This window comes from Pseudomonas marvdashtae (assembly GCF_014268655.2).
In the GTDB taxonomy this organism is placed as follows: domain Bacteria; phylum Pseudomonadota; class Gammaproteobacteria; order Pseudomonadales; family Pseudomonadaceae; genus Aquipseudomonas; species Aquipseudomonas marvdashtae.
The window spans coordinates 3802144-3824522 of sequence record NZ_JABWQX020000001.1 but is presented as its reverse complement, the minus strand read 5'-3'; the positions used below and the strand labels follow the sequence as shown (position 1 = coordinate 3824522).

Genomic DNA, 22379 nt, shown 5'->3' with positions numbered 1-22379 from the left:
CCGGGCTGCGTTCCCACGCAGAGCATGGGAACGATCGTCAAAACTAGCGCTGATGCACCAATTTGCCGGCCGCATAAGTCTGCGCCACCGTCCGGTCATCCCCCAGCGTCATCAAGACAAACAACCGCTCGGCAATGTCCTTGGCCTGCTTCAGGCGATAGCTCGACAATGGCGTGGCGTTGTAGTCCAACACCAGGAAATCCGCATCGGTGCCCGGTTGCAAGGTGCCGATATTGTTTTCCAGGCGCAAGGCCCGGGCGCCGCCGAGCGTGGCCAGGTACAACGACTTGAATGGGCTCAGTCGCGCGCCTTGCAGCTGCATCACTTTGTAGGCTTCGTTCAGGGTTTGCAGCAGTGAAAAACTGGTGCCGCCGCCCACGTCTGTGCCCAAGCCGACATTCACCTTGTGCTTCTCGGCCATTGGCAGGTTGAACAGGCCGCTGCCCAGGAACAGGTTCGAGGTCGGGCAGAACGCGATGGCCGAACCGGTCTGCGCCAGTCGCGCGCATTCGTCATCGCACAGGTGCACGCCGTGGGCGAACACCGAACGCTCGCCGAGCAATTGGTAGTGGTCGTAGACGTCCAGGTAGCCCTTGCGCTCGGGAAACAGCTCCTTGACCCATTGCACTTCCTGCAGGTTTTCACTGATGTGAGTCTGCATATACAAATCGGGGTACTCGCCGAGCAATTGGCCGGCGAGGGTCAACTGCTCGGGCGTGCTGGTCGGCGCGAAACGCGGGGTCACGGCGTAATGCAGGCGGCCCTTGCCGTGCCAGCGTTCGATCAGCGCCTTGCTCTCGTTGTAGCTGGACTCGGCGGTATCGACGAGATAGTCCGGGGCGTTGCGGTCCATCATGACCTTGCCGGCGATCATCCGCAGGTCGAGCTTCTCGGCGACCTCGAAAAACGCGTTCACCGATTGCGGGTGCACACTGCCGAATACCAGGGCGGTGGTGGTGCCGTTGCGCAGCAGTTCCTTGACGAAAATATCCGCCACGGCGTCGGCGTGGGCCTGGTCGGCGAACTGGCTTTCACACGGGAAGGTGTAGGTGTTGAGCCAGTCCAGCAGTTGCTCGCCATAGGCGCCCACCATGCCGGTCTGCGGAAGATGGATATGGGTGTCGATGAAACCGGGTGTAATCAGTGCGTCTTGGTAATGCGTGATCTCGATATCCGCCGCCAGGGTCGGCAGCAGGTCGCGGGCGTGACCGATGGCGCTGATCTGGCCGTTTTCTACCACCAACAGACCGTCTTCGAAATATTCATAAGACGCCTCGATTCCCACTTCGGCCGGGTCGGCGAGGCTGTGGAGCAGGGCGGCACGGTAGGCTTTGCGTGTCAGGGGCATGGAAGTTTCTCGATAATGAATCAACGCTGGCTGCGGCGTGAAACCGGCAGCAACTTGGCAATGGGTTCGGCGCGCGAAGTGTGCTGACCGAAATCCGCGTTATAGGTGGCGATGATTTCGCCGGCGATGGAGATGGCAATTTCCACAGGCAACTTGCCTTTGACTTCGCCGATCCCCATCGGGCAACGCATGCGTTGCAGGGTGCTGCTGTCGAAGCCGCGGTCGCGCAGGCGATGCTCGAACTTGACCCGCTTGGTCTTCGAACCGATCAGTCCGAAGTAGGCGAAGTCGTTGCGCTTGAGGATCGCGGCGCTCAGTTCCAGGTCGAGCTGATGATTGTGGGTCATGACGATGCAGTAGCTGCCGGCGGGCAACTCGTCGACTTCATCCAGCGGCTCGTCGGTGACGATCTTGCGCACGCCGTGGGGCAGGTGCTCGGGGAACTCCGCTTCCCGTGAGTCGATCCAGCGCACTCGGCATGGCAGGCTCGCCAGCAACGGTACCAGCGCACGACCGACGTGGCCGGCGCCGAACACGGCGATCTGCGCCTGTACCTGGCCCATTGGTTCAAACAGCAGCACGGTGACGCCGCCGCAGCATTGGCCCAGGCTGGCACCGAGGCTGAAGCGCTCCAGATGGGTGTTTTGTTGCCCACTGGCAAGCATCTGCCTGGCGAGTTCCATGGCCTTGTATTCCAAGTGCCCACCGCCAATGGTGTCGAATGCCTGGTTGGCGCTGATGACCATCTTCGAGCCAGCGTTGCGCGGCGTGGAGCCGAGCTCTTCGATGATCGTCACCAGCACGCAGGGTTCGCCGCGATCTTGCAGGTCGGCGAGGGCGCTGATCCAGTTGTACATGTTCACCTCGACTGCTCGTTCCCACGCCCTGCGCGGGAATGCATCTTTGGACGCTCTGCGTCCGCTCTTCAAAGCGAAGCCACTTCGACTTCAACTTTCTCAGCACTGACAACCTTCAACCCGCGCATCTGCTCACACCCCCACAACACCCGCTCCGGTGTCGCCGGGGCGTCGATTTTCGGCTGATGCCTGTAGTCGCCCAGGCTCGCCACGGCGTCCTTGATGGCGCACCACGCGGCGATGCCGAGCATGAACGGCGGCTCGCCCACGGCTTTGGAGTGGAACACTGTGTCTTCAGGGTTCTTGCGGTTTTCCACCAACTTGACCCGCAGGTCCAGCGGCATGTCGGCCACTGCCGGGATCTTGTAGCTGGCCGGGCCATTGGTCATCAGCTTGCCCTTGTCGTTCCACACCAGCTCTTCCATGGTCAGCCAGCCCATGCCTTGGATGAAGCCGCCTTCGACCTGGCCGATGTCGATGGCCGGGTTCAGCGAGGCGCCGACGTCGTGGAGGATGTCGGTGCGCAGCATCTTGTACTCACCCGTGAGCGTGTCGACGATGACCTCGGCACACGCCGCGCCATAGGCGTAGTAGTAGAACGGCCGGCCACGGGCCTGGCTGCGGTCGTAGTAGATTTTCGGGGTCTTGTAGAAACCGGTGCTCGACAGCGAGACCTGGGCGAAATACGCCTGCTGCACCAGCGCCTCGAAGCTCAGGATGTGATCGCGAACCCGCACATGGCCGTTGTGGAATTCGACATCTTCTTCGCTGACCTTGTACTGCCGCGCGGCGAATTCCACCAGGCGTTGCTTGATGGTTTCAGCAGCGTTTTGCGCGGCCTTGCCGTTCAGGTCGGCCCCGCTGGAGGCGGCGGTGGGCGAGGTGTTCGGCACTTTGTCGGTATTGGTCGCAGTGATCTGCACGCGGTCCATTTCCACCTGGAACACTTCGGCCACCACTTGGGCGACCTTGGTGTTCAAGCCTTGGCCCATCTCCGTGCCGCCATGGTTCAGGTGGATGCTGCCGTCGGTGTAGACGTGGATCAACGCGCCGGCCTGGTTGAGGAAGCTGGCGGTGAAGGATATGCCGAATTTCACCGGGGTCAGCGCCAGGCCTTTTTTCAGGATCGGGCTGCCTGCGTTGTAGCGGCGGATCGCTTCGCGGCGCTCGGCGTACTGGCTGCTCTGCTCAAGCTCGGCGGTCATTTCCTCGAGCATGTTGTGCTCGACGGTCTGGTAGTAATGCGTGACGTTGCGCTCGGTCTTGCCGTAGTAGTTGGCCTTGCGCACGTCCAGCGGATCGAGCCCCAGGTGCCGCGCAATCGCATCCATTACCTCTTCGATGGCGACCATGCCTTGCGGTCCGCCGAAACCCCGGTAGGCGGTGTTCGACGCGGTGTTGGTCTTGCAGCGATGGCCGTTGATGGTCGCATCGCCCAGGTAGTAGGCGTTGTCGGCGTGGAACATCGCCCGGTCGACAATCGACGCCGACAGGTCCGGCGAGCAACCGCAGTTGCCGGCGAGTTCCAAGGCGATGCCGTGCAGGCGGCCGGTGCTGTCGAAACCCACGTTATATTCGATATAGAAGGGGTGACGCTTGCCGGTCATCAGCATGTCTTCCACCCGGGGCAGGCGCATCTTGGCCGGCTGGCCAGTGAGGTGCGCGACGACGGCGCACAGGCACGCCGGGCTGGCGGCCTGGGTTTCCTTGCCGCCGAAGCCACCGCCCATGCGACGCATGTCCACCACGACTTTGTTCATCGATACACCGAGCACCTCGGCCACCAGTTTCTGTACTTCGGTGGGGTTCTGGGTCGAGCAGTAGACGATCATCCCGCCGTCTTCAGTGGGCATTACCGAGGAGATCTGGGTTTCCAGGTAAAAGTGCTCCTGGCCGCCGATGTGCAGCGAGCCCTGGATGCGGTGCTCGGCGCTCGCCAGCGCGGTGGCCGAATCGCCGCGCTGGTGGGTGTGACTGTCGAGTACAAAATGCCGTTTGCGCAGGGCTGCGACGACATCGAGCACTGGCTCCAAGTCTTCGTATTCGATGATCGCGGCCATGGCGGCCTTGCGTGCCGTCTCAAGATCCTTGGCGGCCACGGCCAGCACCGGTTGACCGACGAACTGCACATCATCGATCGCCAGCAGCGGGTCACCGGGCAGCAGCGGGCCGATGTCCTTCAGGCCTGGAATGTCTGCATGGGTGATGGCGATGCGCACGCCCTCGAAGGCGTAGCAAGGCGCGGTGTCGATGCGGATGATCCGGGCGTGGGCGCGGTCCGACAGCCGGGCATACACGTGCAGTTGGTTGGGAAATTCCAGGCGATCATCGATGTACTGGGCTTCGCCGGAAACGTGCTTGGCGGCGCTGTCATGCTTGACGCTGCGACCCACGCCGGTGGTGAGGTCACGGGCGAACAGTTCGGCCAGTTCGGCTTGGGTCTTCTCTACGGCGTGATGGTTAGACATAAGCGGTCACCCGAGTCTCGATGTGCGGCGTTTGCAGTTCGATGAAGTATTTGCGCAACAGGTTTTGCGCGCTGAGCAGGCGGTATTCCTTGCTGGCACGGAAATCCGACAGCGGCGTGAAATCTTCGGCCAGGGCGACGCAGGCGCGTTCGACGGTGCTATCGTTCCACGGCGCGCCAACCAAGGCGGCTTCGCAATGCTTGGCGCGCTTGGGCGTTGCGGCCATGCCACCAAAGGCGACGCGGGCGTCACGGACCACGCCGTTGTCGATGCGCAGGTTGAATGCCGCGCACACGGCTGAAATATCATCGTCCAGGCGCTTGGAAACCTTGTAGGCGCGAAATGCCTGTTCGGCGCTGGCCCGCGGCACGATGATCTTCTCGATGAATTCACTTTCCTGGCGCGCAGTGACCCGGTAATCGATGAAGTAATCCTCCAGGGCCAGGGTGCGGCGGACCTGGCCCTTGCACAGCACGATCTGCGCACCGAGGGCGATCAGCAGGGGCGGCGAGTCGCCGATGGGCGAGGCGTTGCCGATGTTGCCACCCAGGGTGCCCTGGTTGCGGATCTGCAACGAGGCGAAGCGTTGCAGCAATTCGCCGAAGTCCGGGTATTCGGCGTTCAGCGCCTCGTAGCAATCGGAGAGCGCGGTCGCGGCGCCGATCTCCAGGCGATCATCGAAATGCTCGATGCGCTTGAGCTCGGCGACGTTGCCGACATAGATCATCACCGGCAGGGTGCGGTGGAACTGGGTGACTTCCAGCGCCAGGTCAGTGCCGCCGGCCAGCAGGCGTGCCTGTGGATAGGCGTCGTAGAGATCGGCGAGGTCGGCCACGGTCAGCGGCACCAGGCAGCGCTTGTCGCCACTATTGAGCTCGCCGGTTTCGGTGGGCGCGATGGCTTTGAGGCGCGAAATGGTCTCGGCCTCGCCGGCGTCGAACTGGTCTGGCTGTTTAGCGCAGCAGGCTTGGTCGGCGGCGGCCAGGATCGGCCGATAGCCCGTGCAGCGGCACAGGTTGCCGGCGAGGGCTTCATGGGCTTTGTGGGCGTCGGGTTGCTCGCTGTTTTTCTGCAGGGCGAACAACGACATGACGAAGCCCGGCGTGCAGAAACCGCACTGCGATCCGTGGCAATCGACCATCGCCTGTTGGACGCTGTGCAGTTGGCCCTTGTGCTTGAGATCCTCGACGCTGATCAGTTGCTTGCCGTGCAGCGACGAGACAAAGGTCAGGCATGAATTGAGGCTGCGGTAGCGAATGCGTTCGCGACCGCTTTGGTCCGTGTCCAATTCGCCCACTACCACCGTGCAGGCACCGCAGTCGCCGCTGGCGCAGCCTTCCTTGGTGCCGGATTTGCCGACGTGCTCACGCAGATAGTTGAGCACGGTCAGGTTCGGGTCCAGGGCATGCTCGCTACGGAGTTCCTGGTTGAGTAAAAACTGGATCACGGAAGGCCTCGCAGATTCATTATTGTTGTATCGACGTGGGCCGAATTTAGCAGGTCTGACTTTTCGGTCAATGATTTTCTGACTTAAAGGTCAAGAAAATCCGTTTTGTCGATAAGCAACGGATGAGTTCAGTATTGACCCTGGGTTCCTCCTCTGCTTTTTTGCTTATATCGTGCCAAAAACCCGGTGCAGGCCCTGCGCCATGACGTATCGAGTGCGCTACACTGCGCCGCTTGTGCAAATCGAAGAGTTTGAAGGACAACCATGACGTTCAAGGCCCCGGACAGCCTCGCCGAGCAAATCGCCCATCACCTCGCCGAGCGGATCATTCGCGGCGAAATGAAGCCGGGGGAGCGCATCCAGGAACAGAAGGTCACGCTGGCGCTCAATGTCAGCCGCGGCTCGGTCCGCGAGGCCTTGCTGATTCTGGAGAGGCGTCATCTGATCGCCATCCTGCCGCGCCGTGGCGCCCACGTGACCGAACTCACCGAGCACAAGGTACGCAGCCTTTGTGCGTTGATGAGCGAGCTGTATATCCTGCTCGGCAACGCCGTGGCCCATGGCTGGAAGGTACAGGCCGACATGGCGCCGTTCGTCGCGATCCAACAGCGCCTCCAGGAGGCTTTCGAGCGCCAGGACATTCGCACCTTTGTCGACGAAAGCTTCAGCGTGATGCGCGCCGCTTATCCGTTCGCCAACAACCCGTATTTGCAGGAAACCGTCGAAAACCTGCAGCCGGCGATGAGCCGCGCCTATTTCCTCGCCCTTGAACAGCGCAAGGCGGAGATGAGTGAATTCCTCGACCTGTTCCAGCGCCTGCTCGCCGCCGTGCTGGCCCGTGATTTGCCGCAGATCCGCATCGTGCTGACGGCCTACGCCCAGCGCAGTTGCGATCTGGTGGTTTCTGCCCTGACGGCGGCCTGACGTGCGGCTCAAGTGCATCAAGCTGGCCGGGTTCAAGTCTTTCGTCGACCCGACCACGGTGAACTTCCCCAGCAACATGGCGGCGGTGGTCGGACCCAATGGTTGCGGCAAATCGAACATCATCGACGCCGTGCGCTGGGTGATGGGCGAGAGCTCGGCCAAGAATTTGCGCGGCGAGTCGATGACCGACGTCATCTTCAACGGCTCCACCAGCCGTAAACCGGTGAGCCAGGCCAGTATCGAACTGGTGTTCGATAACTCGGACGGTACCCTGATTGGCGAATACGCTGCCTACGCAGAGATCTCCATCCGCCGCAAAGTGACCCGCGACAGCCAGAACAGTTATTTCCTCAACGGCACTAAATGCCGTCGCCGCGACATCACCGACATCTTCCTCGGCACCGGTCTCGGGCCACGCAGCTATTCGATCATCGAGCAGGGCATGATCTCCAAGCTGATCGAGGCCAAGCCGGAAGATTTGCGTAATTTCATCGAAGAAGCCGCCGGCATTTCCAAGTACAAGGAACGCCGTCGCGAGACCGAAAACCGTATCCGACGGACCCACGAAAACCTGGCGCGCCTGACCGATTTGCGTGAAGAACTCGAGCGCCAGCTGGAACGGCTGCACCGTCAGGCCGAAGCCGCGAAGAAGTACCAGGAATACAAGGGCGAAGAGCGCCAGCTCAAGGCCCAGCTGTCAGCCCTGCGCTGGCAGGCGTTGAACGAACAGGTCGGCCAGCGCGAGGCGACCATCGGCAACCAGGAAGTCAGCTTCGAAGCGTTGGTGGCCGAACAGCGCAACGCCGACGCCGCCATCGAACGCCTGCGCGACGGGCACCACGAACTCTCCGAGCGCTTCAATCTGGTGCAAGGACGCTTCTATTCGGTGGGTGGCGACATCGCCCGGGTCGAACAGAGCATCCAGCATGGCCAGCAACGCCTGCGTCAGTTGCAGGACGATTTGAAGGAGGCCGAGCGCGCGCGCCTGGAAACCGAATCCCACCTCGGGCATGACCGCACCCTGTTGCTGACCCTCGGCGAGGAACTGGACCGGCTCACCCCGGAGCAGGAAATCACCAGCGCCGCCGCCGAAGAAGCCGCCGCTGCCCTGGAGGAAGCCGAGCTGACCATGCACGGCTGGCAAGAGCAGTGGGACACTTTCAACCTCACCTCCGCCGAACCACGGCGCCAGGCCGAGGTGCAGCAGTCGCGCATCCAGCAGTTGGAAACCAGCATGGAGCGCCTGGCCGAACGGCAGCGCCGCCTGACTGAAGAGCGGACATTGCTCGCTGCTGACCCGGAAGACGCAGCGATTCTGGACCTGGGCGAACAACTGGCCACCAGCGAAGCCACTCTCGAAGATTTGCAAGCGAGCGAAGACGCCCAGGTCGAACGCCTTGAGCAACTGCGCCAGGCCTTGCAACTGGCCTTGCAGAATCAGCAGCAAGCCCAGGGCGAATTGCAGCGGCTCAACGGGCGCCTCGCCTCGCTTGAAGCCTTGCAGCAAGCCGCGCTCGATCCTGGCACCGGGACGGCGGAATGGCTGCGCGACCAGCACTTGGCCGAACGCCCGCGCTTGGCCGAAGGACTGAAAGTCGACGCTGGCTGGGAGCTGGCGGTGGAAACCGTGTTGGGCGCCGACCTGCAAGCGGTGCTGGTGGAAGACTTTGGCGGCTTTGATCTGTCGGGCTTCACCCAGGGCGATCTGCGCCTGCTCAGCCCGGCCGGCGACGGCGTGCGGATGCCCGGCAGTCTGCTGGACAAGGTCGAGGCCGACGTCGACCTGTCGCCCTGGCTGGGGCAGGTCAAGCCGGTGGACAGCCTTGATCAGGCGCTGGTCCTGCGCGGGCAACTGGCTCCCGGCGAAAGCCTGATCAGCCGTGACGGATATTGGGTGGGCCGGCATTTCCTCCGGGTGCGCCGGGCCGGCGAAGCCGAGAGCGGCATGCTCGCCCGCGGCCAGGAAATCCAGCGACTGGGCGCCGAGCGTGAAGAGCGCGAAGCCAGCGTCGAAGCCCTGGAAACCGAATTGCAAAACCTGCGCGCACAACAGCGTCAGCAGGAGAATGGCCGTGAACACTTGCGTCGGTTGTTGCAGGACGAAGCGCGCCAGCAAGGCGAGCTCAAGGCGCAGTTGTCCGCCGGCAAGGCCAAGGTCGAGCAATTGGCCCTGCGTCGCACCCGCCTCGACGAAGAAATCGCCGAGCTGGGCGAGCAACGGGCGTTGGAACACGAGCAGATCGGCGAAGCGCGCTTGCAACTGCAAGATGCCCTCGATGCGATGGCGCTGGACACCGAGCAGCGCGAATTGCTGTTGGCCCAGCGCGACAGCCTGCGCGAGCGCCTTGATCGGGTGCGCCAGGAAGCGCGTCAGCACAAGGACCATGCCCATCAATTGGCGGTCCGTCTTGGCTCGCTGAGGGCGCAATACGATTCCACGCGCCAGGCCTTGGAACGCCTGGAAATGCAGTCCGAGCGCCTGACGGAAAAACGCGAGCAGTTGAGTCTCAATCTGGAGGAGGGCGAGGCGCCGCTGGAGGAACTGCGCCTCAAGCTCGAAGAACTGCTCGACAAGCGCATGAGCGTCGACGAAGAGCTCAAGACAGCGCAGATCGCCCTGGAGGATGCCGACCGCGAACTGCGCGATGCCGAGAAGCGCCGCAGCCAGGCCGAGCAGCAATCCCAGCTTATCCGCGGCCAGATGGAACAGCAGCGCATGGAATGGCAAGCCCTGACCGTGCGCCGCAAGGCTTTGCAGGATCAGTTGCTGGAGGACGGCTACGACCTCAACGGCGTGCTCGCCACCTTGGTCGCGGGCGCCAACGAGAAAGACGCCGAGGAAGAGCTCGAGCGCATTGCCCAGCGCATCCAGCGCCTGGGCGCGATCAACCTGGCCGCCATCGACGAGTACCAGCAGCAGTCCGAGCGCAAGCGTTACCTGGATGCCCAGAATGACGACTTGGTGGAAGCGCTGGAAACCCTGGAAAACGTCATCCGCAAGATCGACAAGGAAACCCGCAATCGTTTCAAGGATACCTTTGATCAGATCAATGGCGGTCTACAGGCGCTTTTCCCAAAAGTTTTCGGTGGCGGCAGCGCCTATTTGGAACTGACGGGCGAAGATCTACTCGATACTGGGGTGACAATCATGGCGCGTCCCCCCGGCAAGAAGAACAGCACCATTCATTTGCTCTCTGGCGGTGAAAAAGCCCTGACGGCATTGGCCTTGGTATTTGCCATCTTCAAATTGAACCCGGCGCCGTTCTGCATGCTCGACGAGGTCGATGCACCGCTGGACGACGCCAACGTCGGCCGTTACGCACGACTGGTGAAGGAAATGTCCGAGACCGTGCAGTTCATCTACATCACTCACAACAAAATCGCCATGGAAATGGCCGACCAGTTGATGGGCGTGACGATGCACGAGCCGGGTTGTTCGCGGCTGGTGGCGGTGGACGTGGAAGAAGCCATGGCGATGGTGGATGCATGACCATGGTTGCAAGAGATTTGTCGGCGGAGCCAGGTGTTTTTACTGGGAGGCGTGTCGTTCAATTCACAGATTGGCGCAAGCCTACGCGACAGACGGTGTAAAGTTATCTTTGGTCGTGCTAGTTTAATGTCAATTTTTCGTATGCGTGGGCAAAACGCCATTCAGAACATAGAGTTGGCGCCACGTTTTAAAGCGGTTTGCAAATAGCTAAGCCCCTTATTTTTCAGCATTTTTATAGAGGCACGGGATTACATGGAAATCGGTCTGCGCGAGTGGCTGATCGTCATCGGCATCATAGTCATTGCCGGTATTCTTTTCGACGGCTGGCGTCGCATGCGCGGCGGCAAGGGGAAACTCAAGTTTCGCCTGGACCGCAGCCTGTCGAACCTGCCCGATGAGGATGATAGCGCCGAACTACTGGGCCCGCCTCGGGTGCTGGACACCCACAAGGAGCCGCAGCTGGATGAGCACGACCTGCCGTCGATGAGCGCGCCTGCGCGTGAGCCGAAGGAGTCGGGTTCCAAGCGTGGCAAGCGCAACAGCGAGCCGTCCCAGGGGGATTTGAACCTCAATCTCGACCTCGATGGCGGCCCGAGCTTCAGCAGCCGCGACGGCGACTTCCCGGACGAGAGCAAGCCATCGAGCAGCGACAAGGAACAGGCCCAGGCCGAAGAAGTGCTGGTGATCAGCGTGATCTGCCGCGATCCGGCCGGCTTCAAGGGCCCGGCACTGCTGCAGAACATTCTGGAAAGTGGCCTGCGTTTCGGCGAGATGGATATTTTCCACCGTCACGAAAGCATGGCCGGCAATGGCGAGGTGCTGTTCTCCATGGCCAACGCCGTCAAGCCTGGCGTCTTCGACCTGGACGACATCGACCATTTCAGCACCCCTGCGGTGAGCTTCTTCCTGGGGCTGCCAGGTCCGCGCCATCCCAAGCAGGCTTTTGACGTAATGGTGGCCGCGGCTCGCAAGCTGTCCCAGGAGCTCAACGGCGAACTGAAGGATGACCAGCGCAGCGTGCTGACCGCCCAGACCATCGAGCATTACCGCCAGCGCATCGTTGAATTCGAGCGCCGGGCGCTGACCCAAAAGCGCTGAAGTCGCCAGAGTCGTTGTGGCTAGGGCTTTTTGTGGCGAGGGAGCTTGCTCCCGCTGGGCCGGGCTGGCGCTCCAGGCGAAGCCCTCCCAAAAAAGTCTTGAAAAAATGAGCAGCCTCGGCTGCTCTTTTGCTTTATGAGAGAACACCATGAACGCCGTCGAAACCCGTATCCAACAGCTGCGTACCGAGCTGGACCAGCATAATTATCGCTACCACGTCCTCGATGAACCAAGCATCCCGGACGCCGAGTACGACCGCCTGTTCCACGAGCTCAAGGCCCTTGAAGAGCAGCACCCGGAGCTTGTGACCAGCGACTCTCCAACCCAGCGGGTCGGCAGTGTGGCGCTGTCGGCGTTCAGTCAGGTGCGCCATGAAATCCCGATGCTCAGCCTGGGCAACGCCTTCGACGAAACCACCATGCGCGAATTCGACCGCCGGGTAACCGAAGGCCTCGACCTGCCCATGGGCGATCTGCTGGGCGGTGGCGCGGCGGTGGAATATAGCTGCGAGCCGAAACTCGATGGCCTGGCGGTCAGCCTGTTGTATCAGGACGGCATGCTGGTACGCGGGGCGACGCGTGGTGACGGGACCACGGGCGAGGACATCAGCGTCAACGTCCGTACCGTACGAAATATTCCACTCAAGCTGCAGGGCACTGGCTGGCCGCCGGTGTTGGAAGTGCGTGGCGAGGTCTACATGTCCAAGGCCGGTTTCGAGCGGCTCAATGCCACGCAACTGGAGGTGGGCGGCAAGACCTTCGCCAATCCGCGCAACGCGGCGGCGGGCAGCTTGCGCCAGTTGGATTCCAAGATCACCGCCAACCGTCCGCTGGAGTTCTGTTGCTATGGCATCGGCCAGGTGTCCTCGGACATCGCCGACACCCACATTGGCAATCTCAAGCAACTGAAAGCCTGGGGCATGCCCATCAGTCGCGAATTGAAGTTGGCCCACGGCATCGACGAATGCCTGGACTACTACCATGATATCGGCGCGCGGCGTAATGCGCTGCCCTACGAAATCGACGGCGTCGTGTTCAAGGTCAACAGCATCGCCTCGCAGCGCGAACTGGGCTTCCGCGCCCGGGAGCCGCGCTGGGCCATCGCCCATAAATTCCCCGCCAGCGAAGAACTCACCGAGTTGCTGGACGTGGAATTCCAAGTCGGTCGCACTGGCGCCGTCACGCCTGTGGCCCGGCTCAAGCCGGTCAAGGTCGCCGGCGTGACCGTGGCCAATGCCACGCTGCATAACATGGACGAAGTGGCGCGCCTGGGCCTGATGATCGGTGACACGGTGATCATCCGCCGCGCCGGCGACGTGATCCCGCAAGTGGTGCAAGTCGTCACCGAGCGCCGTCCGGACAACGCCCGTGCGGTGGAGGTGCCCCGGCAATGTCCGGTCTGCGGCTCTCACGTCGAGCGCACGCAACTGATCAAGCGCAGCAAGGGCCGCGAGACCGTCAGCGAAGGCGCGGTGTATCGCTGCGTCGGTCGCCTGGCGTGTGGCGCGCAGCTCAAGCAGGCGATCATCCACTTTGTCTCGCGCCGGGCCATGGACATCGAGGGCCTGGGCGAAAAGAGTGTCGAACAATTGGTGGATGAAGGCTTGGTGGGCTCACCCGCCGACCTGTACGCGCTGACGTTCGAGCAAGTGGTCGACCTGGAAGGTTTTGCCGAGCTGTCGAGCAAGAACCTGCTGGCGGCCATCGTCGACAGCAAGAAGCCGAGCCTGGCGCGATTCATCTATGCGCTAGGTATACCGGACGTGGGCGAGGAAACCGCCAAGGTCCTGGCCCGCTCCCTCGGTTCGCTGGAGCGCGTGCAAGCCGCGTTGCCCCAAGTGCTCACGTACTTGCCGGACGTTGGCCTGGAAGTCGCCCACGAGATTCACAGCTTCTTTGAAGACCCACACAATCGCCAGGTCATCAAGGATCTGCTGCGCCATGGCCTTGAGATCCAGGACCAGGGCGAGCTGGGCGCCGAGTTTTCCGCCAGCACCACCCTTGGCGGCTTCCTGGACAAGTTGCACATTCCTTCGGTAGGGCCGGGCGGAGCACAAAAACTCGCGGACAAGTTCGGCTCACTCGAAGCTGTCATGGATGCCGACTGGCTGGACATGCGCCAGGCGCTGCCGGAAAAGCAGGCCAACGCCGTGCGCGAATTCTTCTCCATCGCCGCCAACCGCGAGCAGGCCATGGCCGCTGAGCAGCAGCTGCGCGACTTCGGCATGCACTGGCAGAGTGAGAAAAAGGTCGTCGAAGGTCTGCCCGAGGCGGGCCATACCTGGGTACTGACCGGTTCGCTGGAGTTGATGAGTCGCGACATTGCCAAGGACAAATTGGAAAGCCTGGGGGCCAAGGTGGCCGGTTCCGTCTCGGCGAAAACCCACTGCGTCGTGGCAGGGCCTGGGGCGGGCTCGAAGTTGACCAAGGCCAATGAGCTGGGGCTCAAGGTGCTCGATGAACAAGCGTTTGTCGATTTCCTGAAGGGGCACGGCATCACGGTCTGAGAGGCAGTCGCTCTTGTGGCGAGGGAGCTTGCTCCCGCTGGGTGGCGCAGCCGCCCCAACCGGAACGACGCAACCCTCCAGATGGACCACATCAGCCGGTTTACGACGGCTGCTCCGCCGAGCGGGAGCAAGCTCCCTCGCCACGGGTTGTGGTCCATGGTGCAGAACGTGGGAACGATCATGGACGAAGGGTAATCTAGTCTTGCAGGCTCAAGGGAGAGATCGCCATGTACCGCTTCTTCGAACAACTGAGCTCACGCATTGCCGCGCCGTTCCTGGGCGATCGCTCACGTAACAGCAAGATCTGGCCGTGTCGCTGCGGCCAGTCCTTGTTCTTTCGCAACAGCCAATGCCTGGCGTGCCTGGCGGCGCTGGGCTATCAGCCGGAGCAGAGCCGCCTGTCGTCTCTGCAACCCGGCGAGCAACCGGGCACCTGGACCCTGGATGTCGATCCACGGGCCGGGCTGTTCAGGCGTTGCGCCAATCTTGATACACCAGCGGCCTGCAACTGGCTGTTGCCGGCGAACGGGCATGACACCTTATGCGTCGCCTGCAGCTTGAATCGCACCATTCCAGACCTGTCGGTTGCGGAAAATCCTGAGCGCTGGCGCAAGGTTGAAACCGCCAAGCGGCGCCTGGTGGCCCAGCTGATTACCCTCGGCTTGCCGGTGATTCCCAAGACTGCCGATGAAAACATCGGCCTGGCCTTCGACTTCATCGGTGTCGACCTCGACGGCAAGCCGCCGACCACTGGGCACGCCAGCGGGTTGATCACCCTTGATATCAAAGAGGCCGACGATGCCCATCGCGAGCACGTGCGCCAGCAAATGCGCGAGCCGTATCGCACCTTGCTTGGACATTTTCGCCATGAGGTGGGGCACTATTATTGGGATCGATTGGTCGCCGACAGTCATTGGCTGGAGCCATTTCGCGCATTGTTCGGCGATGAGCGCGCCAGCTATTCCGAAGCCCTGGAGCGCCACTACCAGCAAGGCGCGCCGCTGGATTGGCAAACCCGGTACGTCAGCGCCTACGCTACCATGCACCCTTGGGAAGACTGGGCAGAAACCTGGGCTCATTACCTGCACATGATGGACGCGGTCGACACGGCGCTGGGCTTCGGCATGAGCGCCCGGGAAATGGATTTCGACTACCAACCATTCCCACCCGAAACCCTGTTCGACCCGGAACACGCGGGCGGCGCGGCGTTCCTGTCATTCGTCAACGCCTGGATCGAGTTGGCTGGGATGCTCAACGAGCTCTCGCGCAGCATGGGCCAGCCGGATTTCTACCCGTTCGTCGTACCGGCGGCAGTCATCACCAAGCTGCATTTCATCCATCTGGTGATCCAAGAGGAGGGTGGTCGGGCGGATGCGGTGCTGTTGTAGCAGTGCGCACCTACAAGTGCTTGAAGGCCATGAGTTTTTAATCCCGTGCCAACGGTTGTAACTTCCCGCCAGATAGGTACAATGGCGCGGCTCGCCGTCAGGCGGGCGTCGTTATGGTGACCCCATCGGTCCCCCCGCAACGATTACCCGTGAACCTGGTCAGATCCGGAAGGAAGCAGCCACAGCGGGAACATTGTGTGCCGGGGTGTGGCTGGTGGGGTTGCCTCCATAACGCCCAGGCCTTCGTTCGCAAGGTTTGTCCAGTTTCGACCCTCCTACCCTCGACATCTGCGCCGTCATCAACGATTTCAAAATTGTCGTGTCTGCACTTTATGCCGGATGACAGCGGTCGACATGAATTCAAGCTCCGCAGCCAAAGGAACAGGGCCGAATAGGGCCGACCCTTGTTTTCGTCGATCAGTATTGCGCTTTCACATACCCGGAAATCGGCTCATCCAGCAAATCCTGCGGATGATCCCCGCCAAAGGTCGCCCATTTGCTTTTACCAGACAGGACGGTTGATTCCAGCGGTTGCTCTCCTGTCGGTCCGTAAATGGCCAGCTTCACTTCAATTCTGTCGGGGATACCTGACCATTCCGTCGCGCGTTCTTCCCAGTGCAGGATTTGCGGGACGACGTAGTAACCCAACGGGTTGCCTTGTCTCAGACACTCCAGTTCACGACATGAGTTCACAACTGTCACGCGGTTGGAATAAAGAGAGAAGGCTTTCTTGACGGCAGCAGCGGTCATGTCACCGGACGCGGAGTAAGACGTCGTTTCGTAGCGTCCGTCGGCGGGCGTGGCAATTGTGATGGGCAGTTGCCGATCAAGTTTTGCCTCGCTGGTGGATACATCCTGTTGTGCATATTTAGCTGTACAGCCTGTCGCAAGTAGCGAAATAAGAATGATCGAAAGTTTATGCACTGTGTTCCCTTTGATTTTCGATTCGCATTGATGAGGCGAGAGGGCATCGTCAAGATGCTGGTCCGATAGCTTGCGTCGGGTTGTCAATGTGCCACCATCTGGACGGTGGTGCTATCGAAACGTCAAAAGAGGAGCCGGGTCTGTCGCAAGCGACAGGCCCGGCTCCTCTTTTTTATGCATCAAGACTCGCCCAGTGCCTGGTCAACCGCCGCAATCAACTTCCCAAGGTCCTTCGAAGTAGCTTTGTGAATGACGTTGAACAAGTAGGCCCGCTGCTCGTCTTCATCGGCCATGTCGGCAAAAAACGCTTTAGGCTGGACGTCCAATACGTTGGCAAGCAGGAGCAACGCTTCGACGCTGGGGGTGTAGGTGCCGGTTTCGAAGCGGCTGATGGTTTTCGGGTCAAAACCGGTTTTTTCGCCAAGTTCAGCCTGAGTAAGCCCCGCTACTTTGCGGTAGCGTCTGATGGCTGAACCCAGACTTGAAATTTGCATCGCTTAATTCCCATTCAGAATCAAGAACTTAACGATAGATTTTCGCATTAGGCAACCGCTTGTTCCATCACCTTGCTTTGCAAAATGTGATGCGTTTCGTAGAATCGGCCTTTGGCATGGGGGATTTGGTGATCTGCTTCTGAAGCCGGGCGAATAAAAAGACCGGGGCTCGCGCTTCTTTGCAGCGACACAAGGCGGGGCCTGGAGCATTCAGGTCGCACCGCCAGCGTCCGTGCTCCAGCTTTATCAAGGTATTTGAGCCTAGTTGATTTTCGCCCGTCCGGGGGCGGTGCAACCGCGCGCGCCAAACGAGCCTGACTCATGGATGACTGCTTCGATGGATAAGAAGTACCGCAGGGCCGTTGACGCCGCCGCGATCTTTTCCGAAACCGATTTGAGCGGGCGCATCACTTACGTCAACGATCAGTTCTGCGATCTGTTTGGCTTCCGGCGCGATGAGCTGCTGGGGGCGAACCACAGGTTGCTCAACTCCGGCCAGCACCCCAGCGAATTCTTCAGCGCGATGTGGCGCACTATCGCGTTGGGGGAGATATGGAAGGGCGAAATCTGCAATCGATCCAAGGACGGTACGCTGCACTGGGTCGACACCACCCTGGTACCGGTAACTGACGAAGCGACAGGGCTCGTCGAGCGATACCTGGCGATCCGCTTCGATGTCAGCGAAAAGCGCCGGCTGCTGCATTCCCTGCAATGGCGGGTCGGGCACGATGTGCTGACTGGACTGCCCAATCGTACCTACTTGTCCGAACTGCTGGACCAGGCCTTGGAATTTTCCCGGGGAGAGAATCTACCCCTGGCGGTTTGCATGCTCGATCTGGATGGCTTCAAGGCAGTCAACGACGGCTATGGCCACGCCAGCGGTGATCGCTTGCTCGTGGAGGTCGCCAGGCGGTTGCGCAGCATTGTGCGCGGCGACGACGTCGTGGCGCGCCTGGCTGGGGATGAGTTCGTGCTGGTGCTGCGACATGTGTGTGGCATGGACGAATTGCATGCCGCGTTGAATCGGGTGTTGATCGCCGTGTCCATGCCCTACGCCATTGATGGCAAGAGCATCAAGGTTTTTGCCAGCATCGGTGTGACGCTGTCTCCCTGGGATAACGAAGACGCCGACACGTTGCTGCGCCACGCCGACCAGGCGATGTACGTGGCCAAGCAGAGCGGCCGCAATCGTTTTCACCTGTTCGACGTGTCCCGGGATAAAGAGGTGCGTGCAACTTACCAGACCGTCGAGCGGGTCCGACAGGCCTTGGCCAGCAATGAATTGCGATTGCATTTCCAGCCCAAGGTCAACATGCGCGATGGCACCGTGGTCGGTCTGGAAGCTTTGTTGCGCTGGAAGCATCCGCAGCGTGGCCTGGTGCCGCCGCGCGAATTCCTGCCGCTGGTAGAAGAGACGGACCTGATTGTCGAGATCGGCGAATGGGTCATGGGACAAGTGCTGACCCAGCTGCAGCAATGGCAACAGGCGGGGCAGGGGTGGCCGGTGAGTATCAACATATCGGCGCGGCACTTCCAGCGGGCGGATTTCGTCGAGCGGCTGCGGCGGATGCTGGAGCTGCATCCGGCGGTGTTGCCGCGCATGCTCGACCTGCAGATCGTGGAGTCGGTCGCCGTGGAAAACCTCGCGCACGTCAGCGCCTGTCTACAGGCGTGCCAGGCCTTGGGCGTGGGGTTTTCATTGGGCGGTTTCGGTACGGGCTATTGTTCGCTCAATGACCTCAAGCACCTACATACGCAAACCATCAAGATCGACAAGACCTTCGTGCGCGATATGCTGGATGACCGGGACGATCTGGCGCTGACCAAAGCCGTGATCGGTCTGGCTCGGGCGTTTGGCCGGCAGGTGGTCGCGGAGGGCCTCGACAGTCTTGAGCACGGACAGCTCCTGCTGCGCTTGGGATGCGAAGTGGCGCAAGGTTACTTTATCGCCCGGCCCATGCCCGCCAAACGGGTGCCGGGCTGGGTAAGAAGCTTCGTCCCGCCGCCGCAGTGGCAGAGTCGGCCGGGTGGTCAGGGCGATACGGCGCCGCTCTGAGACCCCTCGCTGCGACCGGTGTAGAGCTGGATGATCGCGTCGATTTCCCCGGACATTTTCATTTTCTGCAAGGTGCGCAGAATGCGTTGCGCTGGAATTTCCGGGTCATTGCGCACATAGCAGCTCAGTTGCTGTTCCTGGAGGACCGCAACCTCATGCAGCTGTCGGTCGGCGCCATGCCGTTGGTTGAACCAATCAAGTGCCCATTGATTGCTGACCGCATAACGGTAGCGCCCGGCCAACAGTTTCGCCAGCACCTGGTCCTGGCTGCGCGCATCGTCGCGCCGCAGATGGCCGCTGTCGAACAAAGGTTGCAAGGTCGGGTAGCGGTAGCTGAGCACGGTGCCGATCGATTGTTGCGCCAGCGCCGCCGGGGCGATTTTTACGCCGGTGCCGGTCGCGCTGACGAGCACGTCGCGCTGAAAAAACAGCGGAACGCTCCAAAGGTGATCGGGGCCTTTGTTCTTCACCCAATCAGGCGAGACGTAACAGCGCATATCTATTTCGCCATGTTCCATGGCGCTGTCCAGTCGTGCGCGAGCCAGGACATGAAATTGCGCGGGCATGCCCACCCGGGTTGCCAGGCTGGTCATGATGTCCGGCAGGATGCCTTGGGTCGGGCGGCCTCGCTCGATCTGCACCATGGGCATGGCCCAGCCGTCGGTAATGGCGAAACGCAAGGGGACCTCGTCGGCGAAACATCCCGTAGTCAACAGCAGCAAAGCCCCCATGGCCGAACGCATAAACTCTCCTGACAGTGCCCAACCGTGTCGACAACCGAGCTTTCAGGTCCAAGCTTAGCCACATTAGACGAGCACACCGGATGCAATTTCGCCCCTGCTCCGCTAGCATTAGCCGCTTATGTTCCTTCGTTGCGACGGTTTTCGATGAGTTATCAGGTTCTTGCACGTAAATGGCGCCCGCGCTCGTTCCGCGAAATGGTCGGCCAGACCCATGTGCTCAAGGCTCTGATCAATGCCTTGGACAGCCAGCGGCTGCACCATGCCTACCTGTTCACCGGCACCCGGGGCGTGGGCAAGACCACCATTGCGCGGATCATCGCCAAGTGCCTGAACTGTGAAACCGGTATCACTTCGACGCCCTGCGGCGAATGCTCGGTCTGCCGGGAAATCGACGAAGGTCGTTTCGTCGACCTGATCGAGATCGACGCCGCCAGCCGCACCAAGGTCGAAGACACCCGTGAGTTGCTCGACAACGTCCAGTACGCGCCGAGCCGTGGGCGCTTCAAGGTCTACCTGATCGACGAAGTGCACATGCTCTCCAGCCATTCCTTCAATGCGCTGCTCAAGACCCTCGAAGAACCACCGCCCTACGTCAAGTTCATCCTGGCGACCACCGACCCGCAGAAACTTCCTGCAACGATTCTGTCGCGGTGCCTGCAGTTCTCGCTGAAGAACATGACGCCGGAACGGGTGGTCGAGCATTTGACCCACGTCCTGGGCGTCGAGAACGTGCCGTTCGAAGACGATGCGCTGTGGCTGCTGGGGCGCGCCGCCGACGGTTCGATGCGCGACGCCATGAGCTTGACCGACCAGGCCATCGCCTTCGGTGAAGGCAAGGTCATGTCCGCCGATGTGCGCGCCATGCTCGGTACTCTCGATCACGGCCAGGTCTACGATGTGTTGCATGCGCTGATCGAAGGCGACGCGAAGGCGCTCCTCGAAGCGGTGCGTCACCTGGCCGAGCAGGGGCCGGACTGGAATGGCGTGCTCTCGGAAATCCTCAATGTGTTGCACCGTGTCGCCATCGCCCAGGCGTTGCCGGACGGCGTCGACAACGGTCATGGCGACCGCGATCGCGTATTGGCCCTGGCCCAGGTGTTGCCGGCCGAAGACGTGCAGTTCTATTACCAGATGGGTTTGATCGGCCGCCGCGACCTGCCTTTGGCGCCGGACCCGCGAGGCGGCTTCGAAATGGTGCTGCTGCGCATGCTCGCGTTCCGGCCCGCCGATACGCCGGATGCGCCGAGACAGGTGCTAAAGCCAGTGGGGATCAGCCCGGCCACAGCTGATTCCGCCAAGCCAGTGGCTGCCACGCCCAATGTCGCGTCGGCAGCGGCTTCTGCTCCGGCCGCCGTGGCGCCTGCCGCCCAGCCGGCCCCGATGCCTGTCGTTACCACGCCTGAACCGCAGCCCGAACCGGAGCCGGTCGTTGAGGCGTTGCCCGAGCCTGTCGCCGAAGAAGTCATCGATCTGCCCTGGAACGACCCGGTCGAGCCGGAGGTTGTCCTGCAGCCTGCTGTCGAGCCGGTGCTGGAAACGGTCGCCGAGCAGCCCGAATTGCCGCCCATGCCCATGCCGACGCCGGACAGTGTGGTGCCCGACGCGCCTGAGTGGGTCGCCGCGCCGGTGCCCGAGCCGACGGTGGCCGACGTCGATGTCGCCACGCCGGGCAGCGACCTGGATGACGAGCCGCCGTTGGACGAGGATTACATCGAGCCGGACATGGACTCGGCCTACAGCTACCTGGACGACCTGGCCAGCGAGCACGCCGCCGAGCCAGCCCCTGAGCCCGAGCCGGAACCCGCGGCGATGCCAGCCACAGGGCTGGCCTTGCAATGGCTGGAGCTGTTCCCGAAACTGCCGATCAGCGGCATGACCGGCAGCATCGCCGCCAACTGCACGTTGATTGCCGTCGAAGGCGACCACTGGCTGTTGCACCTGGACCCGGCCCACAGCGCGCTGTTCAACGCGACCCAACAGCGTCGTCTCAACGATGCGCTGAACCAATACCACCAGCGCCCGTTGACGCTGACCATCGAGCTGATCAAGCCCGAGCAGGAAACCCCGGCACAGGCTGCGTCCCGCCGCCGTGCCGACCGTCAGCGCGAGGCGGAAGAGTCGATCCACGGCGATCCGTTCATCCAGCAGATGATGCAACAGTTCGGCGCCGTGGTCCGTCACGATACTATCGAACCTGTCGAGGCCCCGGTCACCCAGGGCTCATAACTGAAAGCGCCGGGCCGAACGCCGGGCGCTGTGTTTATTCACGTACTTTCGAGGTGATTCCCATGATGAAAGGTGGCATGGCCGGCCTGATGAAGCAGGCGCAGCAGATGCAGGAAAAAATGGCCAAGATGCAGGAAGAGCTGGCCAACGCTGAAGTCACCGGCAAGTCCGGCGGCGACATGGTGACCGTGGTCATGACCGGGCGCCACGACATCAAGCGCGTCAGCATCGACCCAAGCGTCGTTGAAGGCCTGAGCGAAGATGACAAGGAAATGCTCGAAGCCCTGTTCGCCGCCGCCGTCAACGACGCGGTTCGCAAGATCGAAGCCAACAGCCAGGACAAGATGTCCGGCATGACCGCTGGCATGCAGCTGCCGCCGGGCATGAAACTGCCGTTCTGATTCGCCATC

General features: G+C 61.5%; 15 protein-coding genes and 1 other RNA gene. 9 read left to right on the top strand and 7 right to left on the bottom strand.

The window, feature by feature from the left end; all coding sequences use genetic code 11:
• Positions 1-43: 43 nt before the first annotated feature.
• The 4 genes from guaD to xdhA all read right to left on the bottom strand — a co-directional run bounded on the left by guaD (position 44) and on the right by xdhA (position 6120).
• Positions 44-1348, bottom strand: a complete 1305-nt coding sequence (gene guaD / locus HU742_RS17200; RefSeq protein WP_186643142.1) for a guanine deaminase — start codon at positions 1346-1348, stop codon at positions 44-46.
• Positions 1349-1368: 20 nt separating this feature from the next.
• A complete protein-coding gene (xdhC, locus tag HU742_RS17195; RefSeq protein ID WP_186636660.1) occupies positions 1369-2205 on the bottom strand; it encodes a xanthine dehydrogenase accessory protein XdhC in 837 nt (278 codons plus the stop codon).
• A 68-nt stretch (positions 2206-2273) separates the two neighbouring features.
• Entirely contained in the window at positions 2274-4673 is a 2400-nt protein-coding gene (xdhB, locus tag HU742_RS17190; RefSeq protein WP_186643143.1) for a xanthine dehydrogenase molybdopterin binding subunit, read from the bottom strand.
• Positions 4666-6120, bottom strand: coding sequence for a xanthine dehydrogenase small subunit (gene xdhA / locus HU742_RS17185; RefSeq protein WP_186643144.1), 1455 nt, complete (start codon positions 6118-6120; stop codon positions 4666-4668). The genes xdhB and xdhA overlap by 8 nt, the downstream gene beginning before the upstream one ends.
• 264 nt (positions 6121-6384) lie before the next feature.
• Between xdhA and HU742_RS17180 the strand changes: the two genes are divergently transcribed.
• The 6 genes from HU742_RS17180 (at position 6385) to ffs (ending at position 15746) form a co-directional block, all read left to right on the top strand.
• A complete protein-coding gene (locus HU742_RS17180; RefSeq protein ID WP_186636656.1) occupies positions 6385-7044 on the top strand; it encodes a GntR family transcriptional regulator in 660 nt (219 codons plus the stop codon).
• A gap of 1 nt (position 7045) precedes the next feature.
• On the top strand, positions 7046-10534 hold the full coding sequence (smc, locus tag HU742_RS17175; protein WP_186636655.1) for a chromosome segregation protein SMC: 3489 nt from the start codon (positions 7046-7048) through the stop codon (positions 10532-10534).
• Positions 10535-10786: 252 nt separating this feature from the next.
• Complete coding sequence (gene zipA / locus HU742_RS17170) at positions 10787-11632, top strand: cell division protein ZipA (protein WP_186609866.1); 846 nt, start codon at positions 10787-10789, stop codon at positions 11630-11632.
• Positions 11633-11780: 148 nt separating this feature from the next.
• Positions 11781-14138, top strand: coding sequence for an NAD-dependent DNA ligase LigA (gene ligA, locus HU742_RS17165; RefSeq protein ID WP_186643145.1), 2358 nt, complete (start codon positions 11781-11783; stop codon positions 14136-14138).
• A 227-nt stretch (positions 14139-14365) separates the two neighbouring features.
• A complete protein-coding gene (locus tag HU742_RS17160; RefSeq protein WP_186643146.1) occupies positions 14366-15526 on the top strand; it encodes a zinc-binding metallopeptidase family protein in 1161 nt (386 codons plus the stop codon).
• Between the two features lie 123 nt (positions 15527-15649).
• Positions 15650-15746, top strand: an RNA gene (gene ffs, locus HU742_RS17155) — signal recognition particle sRNA small type.
• A gap of 197 nt (positions 15747-15943) precedes the next feature.
• Here the strand turns inward: ffs and HU742_RS17150 are convergent.
• Together HU742_RS17150 and HU742_RS17145 are read right to left on the bottom strand one after the other, a co-directional pair.
• A complete protein-coding gene (locus tag HU742_RS17150; RefSeq protein WP_186643147.1) occupies positions 15944-16450 on the bottom strand; it encodes a DUF4823 domain-containing protein in 507 nt (168 codons plus the stop codon).
• A gap of 179 nt (positions 16451-16629) precedes the next feature.
• The gene (locus HU742_RS17145; RefSeq protein ID WP_186643148.1) at positions 16630-16944 is read right to left on the bottom strand and encodes a helix-turn-helix domain-containing protein; all 315 of its coding nucleotides are present in this window, start codon (positions 16942-16944) and stop codon (positions 16630-16632) included.
• Positions 16945-17281: 337 nt separating this feature from the next.
• Here HU742_RS17145 and HU742_RS17140 point away from each other — a divergent pair, with 337 nt between their 5' ends.
• On the top strand, positions 17282-19000 hold the full coding sequence (locus tag HU742_RS17140; RefSeq protein WP_186643149.1) for a putative bifunctional diguanylate cyclase/phosphodiesterase: 1719 nt from the start codon (positions 17282-17284) through the stop codon (positions 18998-19000).
• Here the strand turns inward: HU742_RS17140 and HU742_RS17135 are convergent.
• Complete coding sequence (locus HU742_RS17135) at positions 18976-19743, bottom strand: substrate-binding periplasmic protein (protein WP_186643150.1); 768 nt, start codon at positions 19741-19743, stop codon at positions 18976-18978. The two genes, HU742_RS17140 and HU742_RS17135, sit on opposite strands and share 25 nt — an antisense overlap.
• A 144-nt stretch (positions 19744-19887) precedes the next feature.
• Between HU742_RS17135 and dnaX the strand changes: the two genes are divergently transcribed.
• Both dnaX and HU742_RS17125 read left to right on the top strand, forming a co-directional pair.
• On the top strand, positions 19888-21969 hold the full coding sequence (gene dnaX / locus HU742_RS17130; RefSeq protein WP_186636630.1) for a DNA polymerase III subunit gamma/tau: 2082 nt from the start codon (positions 19888-19890) through the stop codon (positions 21967-21969).
• Between the two features lie 62 nt (positions 21970-22031).
• Positions 22032-22370 carry a YbaB/EbfC family nucleoid-associated protein gene (locus HU742_RS17125; protein ID WP_003183512.1) on the top strand — a complete coding sequence of 113 codons (339 nt, stop codon included), beginning with the start codon at positions 22032-22034 and terminating at the stop codon, positions 22368-22370.
• The last annotated feature ends 9 nt before the right edge of the window (positions 22371-22379 follow it).